This is a genomic window from Streptomyces sp. NPDC020490 (assembly GCF_044335305.1).
In the GTDB taxonomy this organism is placed as follows: domain Bacteria; phylum Actinomycetota; class Actinomycetes; order Streptomycetales; family Streptomycetaceae; genus Streptomyces.
Window position 1 is genome coordinate 132,871 of record NZ_JBIRUY010000021.1, and the last position, 16,235, is coordinate 149,105.

Consider the following 16,235-nt stretch of genomic DNA (forward strand, 5'->3'; position numbering starts at 1 on the left):
GCCGCCGTGACCCGCGGCCGGGTTCAGAACCCGTGCCGCATCCCCCCGTCCACCGGCACCATGATCCCCGTCAGGTAGGACGCGGCCGGCGACAGCAGGAACGCGGCCACCCGGCCGAACTCCTCCGGCGCCCCGTACCGCCGCAGGGGGATCCGCGACTCCTGGGCGGCCCGCGTGGCCTCCGGGTCCGCGGACAGCGCGTCCAGCTCGCGCACCCGGTCGGTGTCGATGCGGGCCGGCAGCAGCCCCAGCACCCGCACGCCCCGCGGCCCCAGCTCGTCCGCGAGGGACTTGGCGAACCCGGCGAGCCCGGGCCGCAGGCCGTTGGAGATGGTCAGCGCCGGGATCGGCTCGTACACCGACGTGGACAGCACGAAGCCGATGACGCCGCCCGCGTCCAGCTCCGCCGCGGCCGCCCGCGCCAGCCGCACCGCTCCGAGGAACACCGACTCGAACGCCGCGCGCCACTGCTCGTCCGTGTTGTCCGCGACGAACCCGGCCGGCGGTCCGCCGACGCTGACGAGGATGCCGTGGAAGCCGCCGAAGCGCTCGCGCGCCGCCGCGATCAGCCGCGCGGGCGCCTCCGGGTCCGCGTTGTCCACGGCCACCCCGGCGGCGTTCGGCCCCAGCGCGGCCGCCGCGTCGGCGACCCGCTGCTCGTCCCGCCCCGAGATGACCACCTTCGCCCCGTCGGCGACGAGTTCCCGTGCGGCGGCGTGGCCGAGGCCGTTCGTGGCTCCGGTGACGACGTACACCCGGTCCTTCAGTCCAAGATCCATGTCCCTATCCTGCCTCCTCGTCCCCGAACAGGGCGAGGGCGGTGTTGACCAGGCCGATGTGGCTGAACGCCTGCGGGAAGTTGCCGAGCTGGCTGCCGGCGACGGGGTCGTACTCCTCCGACAGCAGCCCCACGTCGTTGACGAGGCCCACCAGGCGTTCGAACAGCTCCCGCGCCTCCGCGGTGCGGCCGGCCGCGTGCAGCGCGTCCGCGAGCCAGAACGAGCAGACCAGGAAGGCGCCCTCGCCCCCGGGCAGCCTGTCGACGGTCGAGTTGTCGCTGCTGTAGCGGCGCAGCAGCCCCCGGTGGCCCAGTTCCGCGCGGACCGCGTCGATCGTGCCGGTCACGCGCGGGTCGTCGGGCGGCAGGAAGCCGACGCGCGGGATGAGCAGCAGCGAGGCGTCGAGCTCACGGGACCCGTAGTACTGGGTGAAGGTGCCGCGTTCGGCGTCGTAGCCCTTCTCGCACACCTCGCGGTGCACCTCCTCGCGCATCTCGCGCCAGCCGTCGAGGTCGCCGCCCAGCTCGGGGTGGTCCTCCAGCGCCCGCACCGCCCGGTCGGCGGCCACCCACACCATCACCTTGGAGTGGACGAACTGGCGCCGGCCGCCGCGCACCTCCCACAGCCCCTCGTCCGGCTGCCGCCAGTGCGTGCGCAGCCAGTCGACGAGGGTGCGCTGGAGCGCCCAGATGTCCGGCTTGGGGGCCAGCCCCGAACGGCGTGCCAGCGCCAGCGAGTCCATCACCTCGCCGTACACGTCCAGTTGGAGCTGGTTGACGGCCCCGTTGCCGATCCGTACCGGGGTGGAGCCGGCGAAGCCGGACAGCCACGGCAGCTCCAGCTCGGACAGCCGCCGCTCGCCCGCCAGGCCGTACATGATCCGCAGGTCGGCCGGGTCGCCCGCGACCGCGCGCAGCAGCCAGTCCCGCCAGGCCGCCGCCTCCTCGTGGTAGCCGCAGGCCAGCAGGGCGCCGAGGGTGAGGGTGGAGTCGCGCAGCCAGCAGTAGCGGTAGTCCCAGTTGCGCACCCCGCCCGGCTCCTCCGGGAGCGAGGTGGTGGTGGCGGCGACGATGCCGCCGGTCGGCGCGTAGGTGAGGGCCTTCAGCGTGATGAGGGAGCGCACCACCGCGTCCCGGTGCGGGCCCCGGTAGCCGCAGCGGGCGGTCCACGCCCGCCAGTCGGCGACGGCCGCCTTCAGCGCCCGGTGCGGGTCGATCTGCGGCGGGCGAGGCTCGTGGGAGGGGTGCCAGGTGAGGACGAACGCCACCTTCTGGCCCGGGGAGACCGTGAACTCCGCGCGGGTGCTGAGGTTTTCGCCCCAGGTGTGCACGGCGGGCTCGCTGCGCAGCCAGACCGAGTCCGGCCCGGCGACGGCCACCCGGTGACCGTCGGTGCGGCGCACCCACGGCACGATGGAGCCGTAGTCGAAGCGCAGCCGCAGCGTGCTGCGGACGGTGACCTCGCCGCGCAGGCCCTCGACGATGCGTACGAGGTCGGGCGCGCGGTCGCGCTGCGGCATCAGGTCGGTGACGCGGATCGCGCCCTCGGCGGTCTCCCACTCGGTGTCCAGCACCAGGGTGCCGGGGCGGTAGGCGCGCCGGGTGCAGGGGCCGGCGACGCCTTTCGGGGCGATGCGCCAGTGGCCGTTGTCCGCGTCGCCGAGCAGACGGGCGAAGCAGGCGCCGGAGTCGAACCTGGGCAGGCACAGCCAGTCGACCGAACCGTCCCTGCCGATCAGGGCGGCGGTCTGTTCGTCGCCGACGATCGCGTAGTCCTCGATCCGTGGGTGCACGGAGTCCGGATTCCCGGCGGACCGAGGGGGCAATCAGGGCAGCGACCGGGGGAGTGACGGGTGGGCGGCCCCGCCGCCCGCGCCGGAGAAGATCACCCCGGGATGGGAAGGAGCCTGGTTGAGCACCCACAGGCCGAGCAGGGTGGCCAGGGCGAAGACGACGGTGATCAGCACGACGAGGACCAGCCGCCGCCGGCGCTCCCGGCGCAGCCAGTCGCCGCGTGCCGTGCGATAGGCGTCGGGCGCCGGCCGCACCTCGCCGGCCAGCGCCTCGAGCGCCTCGCGCAGTCCCCGTTCGGTGCGGTCCGGGCCGGTGTCGTTCATCGCCGGGCCTCCATCGCCTTGTTCAGCGCGGCGATGCCGCGTGCCGTGTGTGTCTTCACCGAGCCGCCGGAGATACCCATCGTGGCGGCTATCTCGCTCTCCTTCAGACCCAGCCAGTGCCGCAGCACGAGCGCCTCCCGCTGGCGGGCCGGCAACTGCTGCAGCGCGTCGATCAGCACCCGCTGGTCGTCGCGCAGCAGCGCGGTGCTCTCGGCGGAGGCGACGGCCTCGTCGAGCGGGCTCGGCGGGTTCTCCGCGTGCCTGCGGGCCACCTGGAGGTGACGTATGCGCATCCGGGTCAGGTTGCACACCGTGGAGCGCAGGTACGCCTCGGCCGCCTCGATGTCCCGCAGCCGCCGCCACTTGCGGTAGATCTGGTAGTACGCCTCGGCCACCACGTTCTCCGGATCGTCGGCGCCGAGCAGCACGGCCAGGCGGAGCATCGAGGAGTAGTGCAGCTCGAAGAGCCGGGCGAGCGCGGCCTCGCGTTCCAGCTCGGCCGGGTCCTGTGCGGCGGGTGCCAGGGCCTCGGCGGGCGGTCGCGGGGACGGCTCCTGCACCGGAGCGGGATGTCTGCGTCTCACGGGTTGTTCGCTCCCGTCTCGGGGCGCCGCCTGACGGCCAGGCGGGACGGCAGGTCGGTCAGATCGGCGCCGCGCGGGACGCCGAGCCGTTCCAGGGCCGCGGTGCCGGTCACCGCGACGGCCAGATTGAGCACGAGGGCGGCCAGCCCGGCGTAGACCTCGAACGGTCCGAAGCCCAGGGCGAGGGTGGAGGAGAACCCGTCCCGTACGACCATGACGGTCCCGGCGGCCATGCCCACGCCCCACCCGGCGAGCAGCGCCCGCGGGTGCAGCCGTCCGCTGAACAGCCCGATCGCCACCGCCGGGAAGATCTGCAGGATCCACACCCCGCCCAGGAGCTGCAGGTTGACGGCGTCCTGGTCGCGCAGCCCGAACACGAACGCGATCGCCCCCACCTTCGCGGTGAGCGACACCGCCTTGGCGATGCGCACCTGCCGCTTGGGCGTGGCGGTGGGCTGGACGTACTCGACGTACACATTTCGTACGAAGCCGGTGGCGGCGGTGATCGACATGACGGCGGCCGGGACCAGCGCCCCCACGGTGAGAGCGCCGAACACCAGCCCGGCCAGCGGCCCAGGCATCAGCCGGTCGACCAGCATCGGCACCGCGGACTCGGCGCCGCCGCGCGGCGCGCGCACCCCGGCCGCGAGGGCCGCGATGCCGAGGAAGCCGAAGAGCGCCAGCAGTCCCGTCCAGGCGGGCAGGGCCACCGACACCTTGCGCAGGGTGCGCGGCCCGTCGGCGGCGAAACCGGCGGTGAGCACGTGCGGGTACATCAGCAGGGCGAGGGCCGAGCCGAGGGCCAGGGTGCCATACGCGGGCTGCTGTTCGGGGGACAGCACCAGCGCCGGGCTGCCCAGCCGCCGTGCCGCCCCGTCGAAGACCGCGCCGGGGCCGTGCAGCTTCTCCAGCACCAGCCAGGTCACGGCCATGAGCGAGACGAACACCGCCACCGCCTTCAGCGCGGAGATGACCGCCGGCGCGCGCAGCCCGTGCCGGTACGTCGCCACCGCGAGCCCCGCGAACAGCGCCACCATCGTCAGGTCGCCGGCCGCGCCCCGCGGAGACACACCCCCTGCCGTCAGCACCGCGCGTATCCCGAGCAGCTGCAGCGCGAGGTACGGCATCGTCGCCAGGATGCCGGTCAGCGCGACCACCAGCGCCAGCGGCGGCGAGCCGTAGCGTCCGCGCACGAAGTCGGCGGCGGTCACATAGCCGTGCCGCCGGGCCACGGTCCACAGGCGGGGCAGCAGCACGAAGGCGAGCGGGCAGACGATCACCGTGTACGGCACGGCGAAGAAGGCGGACGCGCCGTTGCCGTACGCCAGGCCCGGCACGGCGGTGAAGGTGTACGCGGTGTAGACGGTGCCGCCCAGCAGCAGCCAGGTCCACACCGGGCCGAGGCTGCGGTCGGCCAGCGCCCAGCCCTCCAGGGAGGGCAGCCGGTCGTTCGGGTGCAGCCGCCGCGCGGTGACGGCCAGCAGCGACGCCCCGCCGATCACGGCGAGGAACGTCGCGGTCATGGCGCCGTCGGCCATGGGTCACCGTCCTTGGTGTGCCTGTGCCCTCTCGGGTGAGTTGCGCGAGGGGCCCGCCCGGAGGACAGGAAACCGGCGGGAAATCTTCTCGACATTCGCTGTCAACCGGTTCGGGCGAGTGGGCAACTCTTGCACAGACCCACAGCGGACGGGAGAGGAGCGCAGGTCATGGCACGGACCGGCCGGCACCGGCTACGGCGCGTCGCGATCGCCGTACTGCTCCTCGCGCCCGCCGCGGGCCTGCTGTGGGTGCCGTTGTACGCGGGCGCTGGTCCGCGGCTCGCGGGGACGCCGTTCTTCTTCTGGTACCAGCTCGCCTGGGTGCCGGGGTCCGGCCTGTGCCTGCTCGCCGCGTACGCGCTGACCCGCGAGCGCCCTCACTGATCCGCACCCCTTCTTCTTTACCTTTCCCGCCGGTCCGGCCGCGGCCCGTCACCGATCCGCCGCCCGTCCACCGCGCACGTCCCGTCACACCGTCCAGGTGAGGAGTCGTCATGTCTACGTCAGCCATGCCCGAATCCGGCCGCGCAGCGCCGCAGAGATCCCGTACGCGGTCCCTGTTGCTGTGGGGCGCCGTTTCCCTGCTCGGCGCGATCGCCTGGGGCGTGCTCGCCCTGGCCCGCGGTGAGGAGATCTCCGCCGTCTGGCTGGTGGTGGCCGCGCTCGGCTCGTACGCCATCGCCTACCGCTTCTACTCCCGCTTCATCGCCCGCCGGGTGCTGCAGCCCGACGACCGCCGGGCCACCCCCGCCGAACGCCTCGAGGACGGCGTCGACTTCCACCCCACCGACCGCAGGGTCCTCCTCGGCCACCACTTCGCCGCGATCGCCGGCGCCGGACCGCTGGTCGGGCCGGTGCTCGCGGCCCAGATGGGCTATCTGCCCGGCACCCTGTGGATCGTGGCCGGAGTCATCTTCGCCGGAGCGGTGCAGGACATGGTGGTGCTGTTCCTGTCGATGCGGCGCGACGGCACCTCGCTCGGGCAGATGGCCCGCGACGAGATCGGCCGGGTGGGCGGGGCCGCGGCCCTGGTCGCGGTCTTCGCCATCATGATCATCCTGCTGGGCGTGCTGGCGCTGGTCGTCGTCAACGCGCTCGCCCATTCCCCGTGGGGCACCTTCTCGGTCGCCATGACCATCCCCATCGCCCTGTTCATGGGCTTCTGGCTGCACCGCATCCGGCCCGGCCGGGTCGTGGAGACCAGCCTCATCGGCGTGGCGCTGCTGCTCCTGGCCATCGTCGGCGGCAGTTGGGTGCAGGACTCCTCGCTGGCGTCCGCGTTCACCCTGAGCCCGACGACCCTCGTCTTCTGCCTGATCGGCTACGGCTTCGTCGCCTCCGTCCTGCCGGTGTGGATGCTGCTCGCCCCGCGCGACTACCTCTCCACCTTCATGAAGATCGGCACGATCGCGCTCCTCGCGGTCGGCGTGGTCGTGGCCGCGCCGGTGCTGCGGGCGGACGCGGTGAGCGACTTCGCCTCCTCGGGCGCCGGGCCCGTCTTCGCGGGGGCGCTGTTCCCCTTCCTCTTCATCACCATCGCGTGCGGCGCGCTCTCCGGCTTCCACGCCCTGGTCTCCTCGGGCACCACCCCGAAGCTGATCGCGAAGGAGTCGCAGGTCCGGATGATCGGCTACGGCGCCATGCTGATGGAGTCGTTCGTCGCGATCATGGCGCTGATCGCCGCGGCGGCGCTGGAACCGGGCCTGTACTACGCCATGAACGCACCGGCCGGACTGCTCGGCGCGACCGCCGAGTCCGCCTCGCACGCCGTGGCCGGCCTCGGCTTCACCATCACGCCCGACCAGCTCACCCAGGCGGCGAAGTCGGTGGAGGAGCAGACGCTCATCGCCCGGTCCGGCGGGGCGCCCACGCTCGCGGTCGGCATGTCGGAGATCTTCTCCGGGCTGTTCGGCGGCAACGCGATGAAGGCCTTCTGGTACCACTTCGCGATCATGTTCGAGGCGCTGTTCATCCTGACGACCGTCGACGCGGGCACCCGGGTCGGCCGCTTCATGCTCCAGGACATGCTCGGCAACGTGTGGAAGCCGGTCGGCCGGGTCAACTGGAAGCCGGGCATCTGGCTGTGCAGCGGCCTGGTGGTCGCCGCGTGGGGCTACTTCCTCTACAGCGGCGCCACCGACCCGCTCGGCGGAATCAACCAGCTCTTCCCGCTCTTCGGCATCGCCAACCAGTTGCTCGCCGCGATCGCCCTGACCGTCTGCACCACGGTCCTGGTCAAGTCCGGCCGCCTGCGCTGGGCCTGGGTCACCGGCGTCCCGCTGGCCTGGGTGGTGGCCATCACCTTCACCGCCGGATGGCAGAAGATCTTCTCCGACGATCCCAAGATCGGCTTCTTCGCCCAGCGCGCCCGCTACTCCGACGCCCTCGACGCCGGGCAGGTCCTGCCGCCCGCGAAGAGCCTCGACGACATGCACACCGTCGTCACCAACTCCACCGTCGACGGCGTGCTGATCGCGCTGTTCCTGCTCCTGGTCGCGGTCGTCATCGTCAACGCCGCGGTGGTGTGCGTACGGGCGGTACGGACTCCGGGAGCGCTGCCGACCAGCGAGGCGCCGTACGTGGAGTCCCGCATCGACGTGCCCGCGCGGGAAGGCGCGCCCCTGGCGGGAGCCCCGTCGTGAGCCCTGCCGTGAGCGTCCGCCACTGGGCCCGGACGGTGCGGTGGTATCTGCGGGAGCTGACCGGCGAGGCGGAGTACGACCGCTACTGCGCACGTCACCGGCGTCACCACCCGAAGGCCCCGGTGCCGACCCGGCGGGAGTACCAGGTGCTGCGCTCCCTGCACCGGGAGACGCATCCGCAGGGCCGCTGCTGCTGACGCGGGCCTCCCGAACCGCGGGGCGGGCGGAACTCCGGCCCCACGCCGCCCGCCCCCGCGCCTCTACTCACCCGAGGGGACCGACATGCTCAGACGCCGACCCTCCCTGCTGATCCGTCCCTCGCTGGACGATGAGACCCTGCACGAGATCCTCACCGATCTCCGCCCGGCGGGGCAGCTCCACGGCCTCGGCGCCGGGCGCAGCCGCCCCCTGTGGCAGCCGGTCGCCGATCTGCTGCACACCACAGGGCGCGACTGGGACCGCCGGGCGCACCGGCTCTCCGTCCTGGCGAGCCGGCTGCCGGCCGCCGTCGCCGAGCGCTGGATCGCCGACCGGCCCGACGACGGCGACGCCCTCGCCCTGCACGCCTTCACGCTGGCCGGGCGCGGTCCGGCGGCCGGCGCCGAGCGGGCGTGTCTGCGTGCGGCGCGGGCCTGCCCGGACGACCCGGCTCCCTGGCTGGCGCTGCTGGCACTGCGCTACGCCTGCGGGGCTCCCGTCCGGGACGCGGTGGCCGTGTGGACCGAGGCCGTCACCCGTGCCCCGTGGCACCGCGGCGCCTACCACGGGATGCTGCGCCACCTGTCCCCGCGCGGCCACGGCACCGTCCCCGACATGCTGGACTTCGCCCGGCACAGCGCCGCCCGGGCACCGTACGGCTCACCGCTCGCCCTGCTGCCGGTGGCGGCCCGCGTGGAACTCCTCGCCCACCGCGAGCGGCACACGCCCCTCGGCGCGGGCGGTCTCTGGAACGAGCCACGGGCCGCGCAGGAGATCGACGCGGCTCTGGACGGCTGGTTCCGTACCGCCGCCGCGCCCCACGCCGAAGCGCTCGCCGACCTCAACATCCTGGCCTTCGCGCTGGTCCGGGCGCACCGCCCGGAAGACGCCGGGCCCGTCTTCGAGCGCATCGGCCGGCACATGACGCCCCACCCGTGGAACATGCTGCCCGATCCGCGGCGCACGTTCCTGTACTGGCGGGACCGGCTGGTGGGACGCCGGCGCGGCTGACGCCTCCGTGCCTAGACCGCCGCCGGTTCGGCGTCGGCCGGCTTCTGTCCCGCCGCCTGCGCCCGGTCGCGTACCTCACGGCGTACCAGGGCCCACCAGCCCACGGGGACGGCCGCGGCGAACAGCCACCACTGGATCATGTACGCGTAGTTCAGCGGCGCGTCCTCGCTGCCCGGATCGGAGATCAGTTGCGGGGTGCCGCCCTTCGGCTCGGGCGCGGTCTGCTGGACGTACCCGCCGAGGACCCGGGCGCCGAGCCGACGCGCCTGCTCCGCGCTGTCGATCAGCATGATCTGCCGGTCCGGCAGGCCCTTGAGGTCCTTGATGCCGCTCGCCGCGGTCGTCTCGTCGGGCATCAGCCGCCCGGTGACGGTGACCTGCCCGCGCGGGGGAGCGGGGACCTCGGGGAACGCGCTCTGGCTCCGGTCGTTCGCGGGGACCCAGCCGCGGTTGACCAGCAGCACCTTGCCGTCGGTCAGCACGAACGGGGTCAGCACGTGGTAGCCGACCTCGCCGTCGGAGTTGGTGCGGCGCCGGACGACGACCTCGTGGGCGGTGTCGTAGCTGCCCCGGGCGGTCACGATGCGGTACTTCTGCTCGCCGGTCACGGCGTGTCCGGGGGAGGTCAGCCGCTCCACGGGCACCGGATCCGCGTGCAGCGCCTCGGAGACCTGCTGGTTGCGGGCGCTGCGCTCGTCGTAGCGGTGCATCTGCCAGAAGCCCAGCCTGATCATGGTGGGGATCAGGAGCAGGGCGACCAGGGTGAGGATCACCCACTGCCGGGACAACAGGAAGCGGTACACCCCACGACCGTACAACCCGGGCGGGGGGTGTCCGCAGGCGGGTCAGAGCTCAGAGCTCCGGACAGAACGGGCGCCCGGCGCATTCTGTCCCGAGCTCTCAGACCCGGTCGACGATCCCCGTCCTCCCCTCCGCGCGGGCGCAGTGGCCGCCGCAGTACCAGTGGCCCTCGACCTCGACGCCCTGGCCGATGATCTGCACCCGGCAGTGCTCGCAGATCGGGGCCATGCGGTGGATCGCACAGGAGAAGCAGTCGAAGACGTGCACCGCGCCCTGTGCGTGGACCTCGAAGGTCATTCCGTAGTCATTGCCGCAAACTTCGCATCTCGCCATGCGCCACAGAGTGGGCCGTCACCGCCGCGCGGGCGAGCGGGCCGTGGGCGAGTCGTGCCGCAATCACCCGTCCGTACGGGTCACTCGTCCGCCGGTTCCACGTTTGCGAGCAGTTGCCCGAACGCCGCCTCGTCGACGACCGGCGTCCCGTACTGCCGCGCCTTGAGCACCTTGGACGTGCCGGCGTCCGGGTCGTTCGTGACGAGCAGGCTGGTCAGCCGGGACAGGCTCGTCGCGACGTGCAGCCCGGCCTCGACCGCGCGGTCCTCCAGCAGCTCGCGGTCGACCGAGGTGTCCCCGGAGAAGGCGACCCGCATGCCCTGCTTGAGCGGTCTGCCCTCCTGGTACCGCCCCGGGTTGGGATACGGGCAGGCCGGCCTCTTCCGGGACGGGCGCCAGCCGCCGGCGCGGTAGCCGCCGTAGCCGCCGTGGCCATCGGCCTGCCGGCCGATGCGCGGGGCGGGCCGGTCCGTCCACTCCGTCAGCGGCCGGCACTCCTGCAGCGGCAGCCGCACGCTGCCCGCCGCGGCCGCCCGGAGGCTCGGCCGGAACGCCTCCGCCAGCACCCGCGCGTCGTCCAGCGCGTGGTGCGCCCGCTGCTGCACGACGCCGAAGTGGGCGGCCAGCGACTCGAGCTTGTGGTTGGGCAGCGGCAGGCCCAGCTGCTTGGACAGTGCGATGGTGCACAGCCGCTGCCGCACCGGCGCCTCGCACTCGGCGCGCGCGTACTCCCGGGCGATCATCTGCCAGTCGAAGACCGCGTTGTGCGCGACGAGCACCCGGTCCCGCAGCCGGGCCGCGAACTCCTCGGCGACCTCCCGGAACAGCGGCGCCCCTTCGAGCACCTCGCTCGTCAGGCCGTGTATCCACACCGGGCCCGGGTCGCGCTCCGGGTTGACGAGGGTGTACCAGTGGTCCTCGACATCGCCGCGCGCGTCCAGCCGGTAGACGGCCGCGGAGATGATCCGGTCGTCCCGGGCCAGGCCGGTGGTCTCCACGTCAACGACCGCGTATCCCTGGGGATACGCGGCCGGCCACGTCGTGGGGGAGGACGCTGGCGTCGTGCGGTCTTCGAGCATGGTTCCTGAGGATAAGGGCCGTGACTGACAGTCCTCTCCGTCAGGTGCCTTCTCGTACAGACGTGTTCGAGCATCCATGATGTCTGTGATGTCGGTGATGTAACCATATGCGGCGCACGGGAGGGCCGCGAGCGCTGCCGGTCCCGCCTCAAGGGGCGCTGTTCCGTGGCCGGTTGGGATCCCGGGCGTCCGAGGGCCGGTTCCGCGGCCCCCGCTGCCGGGCGGTAACCGGACGAGGTGAGACCATTCCGGCGTGATGGAACCTACGCACGACGAGGCCCACGAGGGTGGAATGGGCCAGCGGCTCAACTGGCTGCGGGCCGCCGTCCTCGGCGCCAACGACGGCATCGTCTCCACCGCCGGCCTGGTCGTCGGCGTGGCCGGAGCGACCGACGACCGGGCCGCCCTGCTCACCGCCGGACTGGCCGGGCTGCTGGCCGGGTCGATGTCGATGGCCGCCGGGGAGTACGTGTCCGTCTCCACCCAGCGGGACTCGGAGAAGGCCGCCCTGGCCATGGAACGGCGGGAGCTGCGCGAGTCGCCGGAGGCCGAACTGGAGGAGCTGACCGGGCTGTTGGAGGCGCGCGGACTGTCGCGCGAGCTCGCCCGGGAGGCGGCCGAGCAGCTGACGCGCCGGGACGCGCTGCGCGCGCACGCGCGCGTGGAGCTCGGCATCGACCCCGACGAGCTGACCAACCCCTGGCACGCGGCATGGGCGAGCTTCCTGGCGTTCACCGTGGGCGCGCTGCTGCCGCTGCTCGCGATCGTGCTGCCGCCCGCGGACTGGCGGCTGTGGATCACCGTGGTCTCGGTGCTGGCCGCCCTTGTCCTCACCGGCTGGTCCAGCGCCCGGCTGGGCGCCGCCGCGCCGGGCCGGGCGGTGCTGCGCAACGTCATGGGCGGGGCGCTGGCCATGGGCATCACCTACGCGGCGGGGACCCTGCTGGGGGCGGTCGGGGTGTGAAACCCGCCGCGGCGGCCGGACCACGGGCCGTCCATTGGCGGAGACGGCCAAGAAGCAAGCGCGTACCCCTGGTAATACTTGTCGGTAACAACCTCTAGCCCGCGGCTCACCGGCGCCTTTACGGTGCCCTCATGCCGAACCTGCCCGATGTCGTGCTGTGGTCGATACCCGCCTTCGTGCTGCTCGCCGTCGTCGAGATGGTCAGCGTGCGGATCCATCCCGACGAGGACGCCGCCGGGTACGCGGCGAAGGACGCGGCCACCAGCGTCGGCATGGGCCTCGGCAGCCTCTTCTTCGACTTCCTCTGGAAGATCCCGATCGTCGCGATCTACTCGGCGGTCTACGAACTCACGCCCCTGCGGGTCCCCGTCCTGTGGTGGACCGTCCCGCTGATGCTGCTCGGGCAGGACTTCTTCTACTACTGGTCCCACCGCGGCCACCACGTCGTCCGCATCCTGTGGGCCTGTCACGTCGTCCACCACTCCAGCCGGAAGTTCAACCTCACCACCGCGCTGCGTCAGCCCTGGACCTCCCTGACGGCCTGGCCGTTCTACCTCCCCCTCGTCGCCGTCGGCGTGCACCCGGCCGCGCTCGCGTTCTGCTCCTCGGTGAGCCTCGTCTACCAGTTCTGGATCCACACCGAGCGGATCGACAGGATGCCGCGCTGGTTCGAGTTCGTGCTCAACACGCCGTCCCACCACCGCGTCCACCACGCCTCCCAGGGCGGCTACCTGGACCGCAACTTCGGCGGGATCCTCATCGTCTGGGACCGGCTGTTCGGATCCTGGGTGGCGGAGACCGACCGGCCCGTCTACGGGCTGACCAAGAACATCGACACGTACAACCCGGTCAAGGTGGCCACCCACGAGTACGTCGCCATCGCCAGGGACCTCAGGGCGGCGGCCGGCTGGCGCGAGCGGGCCGGACGGCTGCTGCGCGGGCCGGGCTGGCAGCCGGCGCCCGCCGCCGCGGTGCGCGCCGAGAAGACGGCCGAAGGATCGGCCGAAGGAACGGCCGAGGAGACGGCGGCCGCGTGAACCCCTCGCACGCCTCCCGAGCGGCGTCGGCCGCCCTCACCGCGTTCACCGTCGTCACGCTCGTCGACCTGGTCAGCCTCGCGGCCGGCTTCCACCCCGGGCACACCGCCGCCAAGCCGCTGCTGATGCCGCTCCTGGCCGCCTGGGCCGGGCTGCGGGGAGCGCCCCGGCTGCTGATCGCCGCCCTCCTGCTCGGCTGGGGCGGCGACGTGCTGCTCATGTCCGGCGCCGACGCGGCCTTCCTCGCCGGGATGGCGTCCTTCGCGGCCGGACACGTGTGCTATCTCGCCCTGTTCCGCGCGCACGGCACCGCACGCGCGCGGACCGGTCCGCTCGCCCTCGGCTACGCCGTCGTCCTCGCCGCGACGGTCGTCCTGCTGTGGCCGGACCTCCCGGCGGGCCTGCGGCTGCCCGTGGCCTGCTACAGCACCCTGCTCACGGCCATGGCGTGCACCGCCGCCGTCCGCTTCGGCGCCGTGGCGGGGCTCGGCGGCGCGCTGTTCATGCTCTCCGACACCCTCATCGCGACCGGCATCGCCGAGTGGCCCCAGCCGCCCCGCCCCGATTTCTGGGTCATGCTGACGTACACGGCCGCGCAGCTCCTCCTGGCCCGGGGCGTCCTCGGCGAGCGCCCCGCACCGCGGGAGCCGCGCCGGGCGGTGCGCTCGGCCGCCCCGTGAGCGGGCCGTGCGAACGGTCCCGGCGCGGGCCGGGGCTCACCATCTGATGGGCAGCGGCAGCGCCGTCAGCAGCCCCGACACCACGACCACCGCCGCCAGGACGACGACCTCCGCCCGTGCCGGGGCGCAGGCGGTGAGCGGGCGGGCCGCCCGGCGCAGCCGGATCCGCGCCCACAGCGCGAGCACGACGACGGCGACCACCAGGATCACCTTGGCGAGCAGCGTGCGTCCGTACGCGGTCGTGGTCAGCTGGTCGAGGATCGTCTCCGGCGGCATCCGGCGCAGCGAACTGCACACCCCGGTCGCGGTGATGGCGGCGAGCAGGACGGCCGCCACGCGCGCGTAGAGGCCGAACAGGGCCGCCCCCGTCTCGCCGGGGCCCCACCGCCGCAGCGTGCGCAGGGCGTGCAGCAGACCGCCCGTCCACAGCGCCGCGCACGTCAGGTGCACCACCGTCAGGCCGGAGCCGAGCAGCGGGGTGTGCTCCGTCGGAGGGTGCGCGCGCAGGGCCTCCGCCACCACCACCGCGGCCAGCGGCCACAACTGGCCGGCCGGACGGCGGGAGACGGCGCACAGGCCCGCCGCGAGGAAGGCGTTGACCTCCACCAGGGCGAGCTTGCCGTCACGCGAGGCGTACAGCCCGCCGACGTCGACCTGGGCGAGGCTGTGCGGCACCAGGTTGCCGGTCGCCACCACCGAGGCGAGCCCCAGGGCGGCGACGAAACCGGCGGCGGCCGCGTAGGGGGCCCAGCTGCGGGGTGCGGCGGCCGGGGCGCCGGGCACGGAACGGGCGAGCCCCCGGACGAGGAACTCGCCCGCCGGCACGCACAGTGCCAGGAACAGCGCCGCTCGCAGCAGCGCGATGCCGCCGTCGCCCGGCGCGGCGGCCTCTCCGGTGCCGCGCAGCGCGGCGGACGGGCCGAGCAGGGGGATCAGCGCGCCGAGCGCCACCAGGGCGAGCAGGGCGGCGGCCCGGCCGGCACCGGGCCGCCGTATGGACCCGCTCGCGTCGGCGGCCTCCGGCGTGGGTCTCGTCAAAGTCACCCCAGGATCTTCACCAGCCATCGCAGACCCGGGCAAGTCAAGGAAAACGACCGGCGGTACGGCATTCCGCTCATAGGTGGGTTTCCGGCCCGGTCCGGGAGTCAGGCCCAGCGCGGCGCGTCCGACCCCCAGGGCGTGGCCGGCCGCACCCAGTCGGCGGGCCCGCCGGCGAAGGAAACCGGAGGCAGGGCGTACCGCAGCCGCCCGATCGCGCTGTCCGTCTCGGCGAGACGGGAACCCGCTTCGCCACCGTCCGTGGGTCCGCTCTCGCCCGGTTCGATCTCCTCGGTGAGCCATTGGGCCGTCCGGGCCAGTGCCAGCCGCACGAGCCGGCCGCCGCCCTCCCGTGACTGCTCGGTCAGCGCCCGCAGCACGGCCGCCGCCAGCAGGTAGCCGGTGCCGTGGTCGAGGGCCTGCGCCGGCAGCGCGCCGGGCCGCTCCGCCAACCCCTCCAGGACGGCGATCCCCGAGGCCACCTGCACCAGGCTGTCGAAGCCCCGCCGTCCGCGCCACGGCCCGTACGCGCCCCACGCCGACAGCTGCGCCACGACCAGGCCGGGCCGCCGCTCGGCCAGCGCCTCGGGCGACAGGCCGAACCGGTCCAGGGCGCCGGGCCGGTAGCCGGTGACGACCACGTCCGCCGCCGCGAGCAGTTCCTCGAAGGTGCGCCGGTCGGCCGCCAGGTCCAGCGTCGCCGAGCGCTTGCCGAAGCCCGTGTCGGCGTGCTGGTCCGGCAGTTCGGGCAGCTGCGGCGCGTCCAGGCGCAGCACGTCCGCGCCGAGCAGGGCGAGCGTGCGGGTGGCGACCGGTCCGGCGAGGACCCGGGTGAGGTCCAGGACGCGCAGCCCGGCGGCGGGCAGCAGGGGAGCGCCGGCCGACGGGGGGAGCACGCGCGCGTGCCCCGCGCCGAGCCGCTCGCGCTCGACGAGCGGCCGCCGGGCCACCTCGGCCGCCTGCGGGTGCGCGGCCCACTCCTCCGGCGTCCGCAGCGCCACGGCGAGGCCGCCGGCCGCGCACACGGTCTCCTCGGCCTCCGCCGAGGACCGCTCCGCGAGCGCCGCCGCGACCGCGGCCACGTCCCCGGGGGCGTCGGGATCCGCGGGGCTCTCGGGGCTCCTGGGGCCGTCGGGCACGCCCAGCGCCTCCAGCAGCCGGGTCCGGTGGTGCGGGTAGTTGGCGTGCGTGCGCACCCAGCCGTCCGCCGTCCGCCAGAACCGCGACAAGGGCGCGAAGCTGACCGGCGCCCGGCCGTCGATCAGCAGGTGCCGCTCACTGTGGAACGCCGCGGCGACCGCCGCGTCGTCCACCCGGACCGTCGGCACCTCGTCTAGCCCCAATGCCGGTGACTTAGGTGGTTGTGTCTCGTTGTTGTTCGTGTGGCGAGGGCGGGGCAGGCCAGGACGCCTGCGGGTGAGCGGTTGTCGGACCG

Annotated in this window: 17 protein-coding genes; 7 read left to right on the forward strand and 10 right to left on the reverse strand. The window is 73.8% G+C overall.

Annotated features, from left to right (window positions below):
• Positions 1–23: 23 nt before the first annotated feature.
• The 5 genes from ACH4ZX_RS22465 to ACH4ZX_RS22485 are packed head-to-tail and all read right to left on the reverse strand — an operon-like array spanning position 24 to position 5,017.
• Positions 24–779 carry an SDR family oxidoreductase gene (locus tag ACH4ZX_RS22465; RefSeq protein WP_398275449.1) on the reverse strand — a complete coding sequence of 252 codons (756 nt, stop codon included), beginning with the start codon at positions 777–779 and terminating at the stop codon, positions 24–26.
• 4 nt (positions 780–783) lie between these two features.
• The gene (locus tag ACH4ZX_RS22470; RefSeq protein WP_398275452.1) at positions 784–2,571 is read right to left on the reverse strand and encodes a glycoside hydrolase family 15 protein; all 1,788 of its coding nucleotides are present in this window, start codon (positions 2,569–2,571) and stop codon (positions 784–786) included.
• A 33-nt stretch (positions 2,572–2,604) separates the two neighbouring features.
• Positions 2,605–2,895: a hypothetical protein gene (locus tag ACH4ZX_RS22475; RefSeq protein WP_398275455.1), complete on the reverse strand. Its 291-nt coding sequence runs from the start codon at positions 2,893–2,895 to the stop codon at positions 2,605–2,607.
• On the reverse strand, positions 2,892–3,479 hold the full coding sequence (locus ACH4ZX_RS22480; RefSeq protein WP_398275458.1) for an RNA polymerase sigma factor: 588 nt from the start codon (positions 3,477–3,479) through the stop codon (positions 2,892–2,894). Before ACH4ZX_RS22480 ends, ACH4ZX_RS22475 begins: the two co-directional genes overlap by 4 nt.
• Positions 3,476–5,017 carry a sodium:solute symporter gene (locus ACH4ZX_RS22485; protein ID WP_398275461.1) on the reverse strand — a complete coding sequence of 514 codons (1,542 nt, stop codon included), beginning with the start codon at positions 5,015–5,017 and terminating at the stop codon, positions 3,476–3,478. The genes ACH4ZX_RS22480 and ACH4ZX_RS22485 overlap by 4 nt, the downstream gene beginning before the upstream one ends.
• 168 nt (positions 5,018–5,185) lie before the next feature.
• Here ACH4ZX_RS22485 and ACH4ZX_RS22490 point away from each other — a divergent pair, with 168 nt between their 5' ends.
• From ACH4ZX_RS22490 to ACH4ZX_RS22505, 4 genes are all read left to right on the forward strand, one after another.
• Positions 5,186–5,401: a DUF3311 domain-containing protein gene (locus ACH4ZX_RS22490; RefSeq protein ID WP_398275464.1), complete on the forward strand. Its 216-nt coding sequence runs from the start codon at positions 5,186–5,188 to the stop codon at positions 5,399–5,401.
• A gap of 110 nt (positions 5,402–5,511) precedes the next feature.
• Complete coding sequence (locus ACH4ZX_RS22495) at positions 5,512–7,659, forward strand: carbon starvation CstA family protein (protein ID WP_398275467.1); 2,148 nt, start codon at positions 5,512–5,514, stop codon at positions 7,657–7,659.
• A complete protein-coding gene (locus ACH4ZX_RS22500; RefSeq protein WP_398275470.1) occupies positions 7,656–7,856 on the forward strand; it encodes a YbdD/YjiX family protein in 201 nt (66 codons plus the stop codon). Before ACH4ZX_RS22495 ends, ACH4ZX_RS22500 begins: the two co-directional genes overlap by 4 nt.
• A gap of 85 nt (positions 7,857–7,941) precedes the next feature.
• A complete protein-coding gene (locus ACH4ZX_RS22505; protein ID WP_398275473.1) occupies positions 7,942–8,868 on the forward strand; it encodes a hypothetical protein in 927 nt (308 codons plus the stop codon).
• A gap of 11 nt (positions 8,869–8,879) precedes the next feature.
• Here ACH4ZX_RS22505 and ACH4ZX_RS22510 read toward each other — a convergent pair whose 3' ends face one another.
• The 3 genes from ACH4ZX_RS22510 to ACH4ZX_RS22520 form a co-directional block, all read right to left on the reverse strand.
• Positions 8,880–9,671: an SURF1 family protein gene (locus ACH4ZX_RS22510; protein ID WP_398275476.1), complete on the reverse strand. Its 792-nt coding sequence runs from the start codon at positions 9,669–9,671 to the stop codon at positions 8,880–8,882.
• Between the two features lie 97 nt (positions 9,672–9,768).
• Positions 9,769–10,002, reverse strand: coding sequence for a hypothetical protein (locus ACH4ZX_RS22515; RefSeq protein WP_324785397.1), 234 nt, complete (start codon positions 10,000–10,002; stop codon positions 9,769–9,771).
• A gap of 80 nt (positions 10,003–10,082) precedes the next feature.
• Positions 10,083–11,081: a DEDDh family exonuclease gene (locus tag ACH4ZX_RS22520; protein WP_398275479.1), complete on the reverse strand. Its 999-nt coding sequence runs from the start codon at positions 11,079–11,081 to the stop codon at positions 10,083–10,085.
• Positions 11,082–11,334: 253 nt separating this feature from the next.
• Here ACH4ZX_RS22520 and ACH4ZX_RS22525 point away from each other — a divergent pair, with 253 nt between their 5' ends.
• The 3 genes from ACH4ZX_RS22525 to ACH4ZX_RS22535 all read left to right on the forward strand — a co-directional run bounded on the left by ACH4ZX_RS22525 (position 11,335) and on the right by ACH4ZX_RS22535 (position 13,762).
• Positions 11,335–12,045: a VIT family protein gene (locus ACH4ZX_RS22525; RefSeq protein ID WP_398275482.1), complete on the forward strand. Its 711-nt coding sequence runs from the start codon at positions 11,335–11,337 to the stop codon at positions 12,043–12,045.
• A 131-nt stretch (positions 12,046–12,176) separates the two neighbouring features.
• The gene (locus ACH4ZX_RS22530) at positions 12,177–13,082 is read left to right on the forward strand and encodes a sterol desaturase family protein (RefSeq protein ID WP_398275485.1); all 906 of its coding nucleotides are present in this window, start codon (positions 12,177–12,179) and stop codon (positions 13,080–13,082) included.
• Positions 13,079–13,762, forward strand: a complete 684-nt coding sequence (locus tag ACH4ZX_RS22535; protein WP_398275488.1) for a lysoplasmalogenase — start codon at positions 13,079–13,081, stop codon at positions 13,760–13,762. Before ACH4ZX_RS22530 ends, ACH4ZX_RS22535 begins: the two co-directional genes overlap by 4 nt.
• 36 nt (positions 13,763–13,798) lie before the next feature.
• Here ACH4ZX_RS22535 and ACH4ZX_RS22540 read toward each other — a convergent pair whose 3' ends face one another.
• Positions 13,799–14,806: a CopD family protein gene (locus ACH4ZX_RS22540; RefSeq protein ID WP_398275491.1), complete on the reverse strand. Its 1,008-nt coding sequence runs from the start codon at positions 14,804–14,806 to the stop codon at positions 13,799–13,801.
• Positions 14,807–14,907: 101 nt separating this feature from the next.
• Complete coding sequence (locus ACH4ZX_RS22545; protein ID WP_398275503.1) at positions 14,908–16,200, reverse strand: CoA transferase; 1,293 nt, start codon at positions 16,198–16,200, stop codon at positions 14,908–14,910.
• Between the last annotated feature and the right edge of the window lie 35 nt (positions 16,201–16,235).

Coding starts and splice junctions, on each gene's coding strand:
- ACH4ZX_RS22520 (WP_398275479.1), bottom strand. CDS start 11,081: ATGCTCGAAGACCGCACGACGCCAGCGTCCTCCCCCACGACGTGGCCG.
- ACH4ZX_RS22490 (WP_398275464.1), top strand. CDS start 5,186: ATGGCACGGACCGGCCGGCACCGGCTACGGCGCGTCGCGATCGCCGTA.
- ACH4ZX_RS22505 (WP_398275473.1), top strand. CDS start 7,942: ATGCTCAGACGCCGACCCTCCCTGCTGATCCGTCCCTCGCTGGACGAT.
- ACH4ZX_RS22530 (WP_398275485.1), top strand. CDS start 12,177: ATGCCGAACCTGCCCGATGTCGTGCTGTGGTCGATACCCGCCTTCGTG.
- ACH4ZX_RS22485 (WP_398275461.1), bottom strand. CDS start 5,017: ATGGCCGACGGCGCCATGACCGCGACGTTCCTCGCCGTGATCGGCGGG.
- ACH4ZX_RS22515 (WP_324785397.1), bottom strand. CDS start 10,002: ATGGCGAGATGCGAAGTTTGCGGCAATGACTACGGAATGACCTTCGAG.
- ACH4ZX_RS22495 (WP_398275467.1), top strand. CDS start 5,512: ATGTCTACGTCAGCCATGCCCGAATCCGGCCGCGCAGCGCCGCAGAGA.
- ACH4ZX_RS22465 (WP_398275449.1), bottom strand. CDS start 779: ATGGATCTTGGACTGAAGGACCGGGTGTACGTCGTCACCGGAGCCACG.
- ACH4ZX_RS22475 (WP_398275455.1), bottom strand. CDS start 2,895: ATGAACGACACCGGCCCGGACCGCACCGAACGGGGACTGCGCGAGGCG.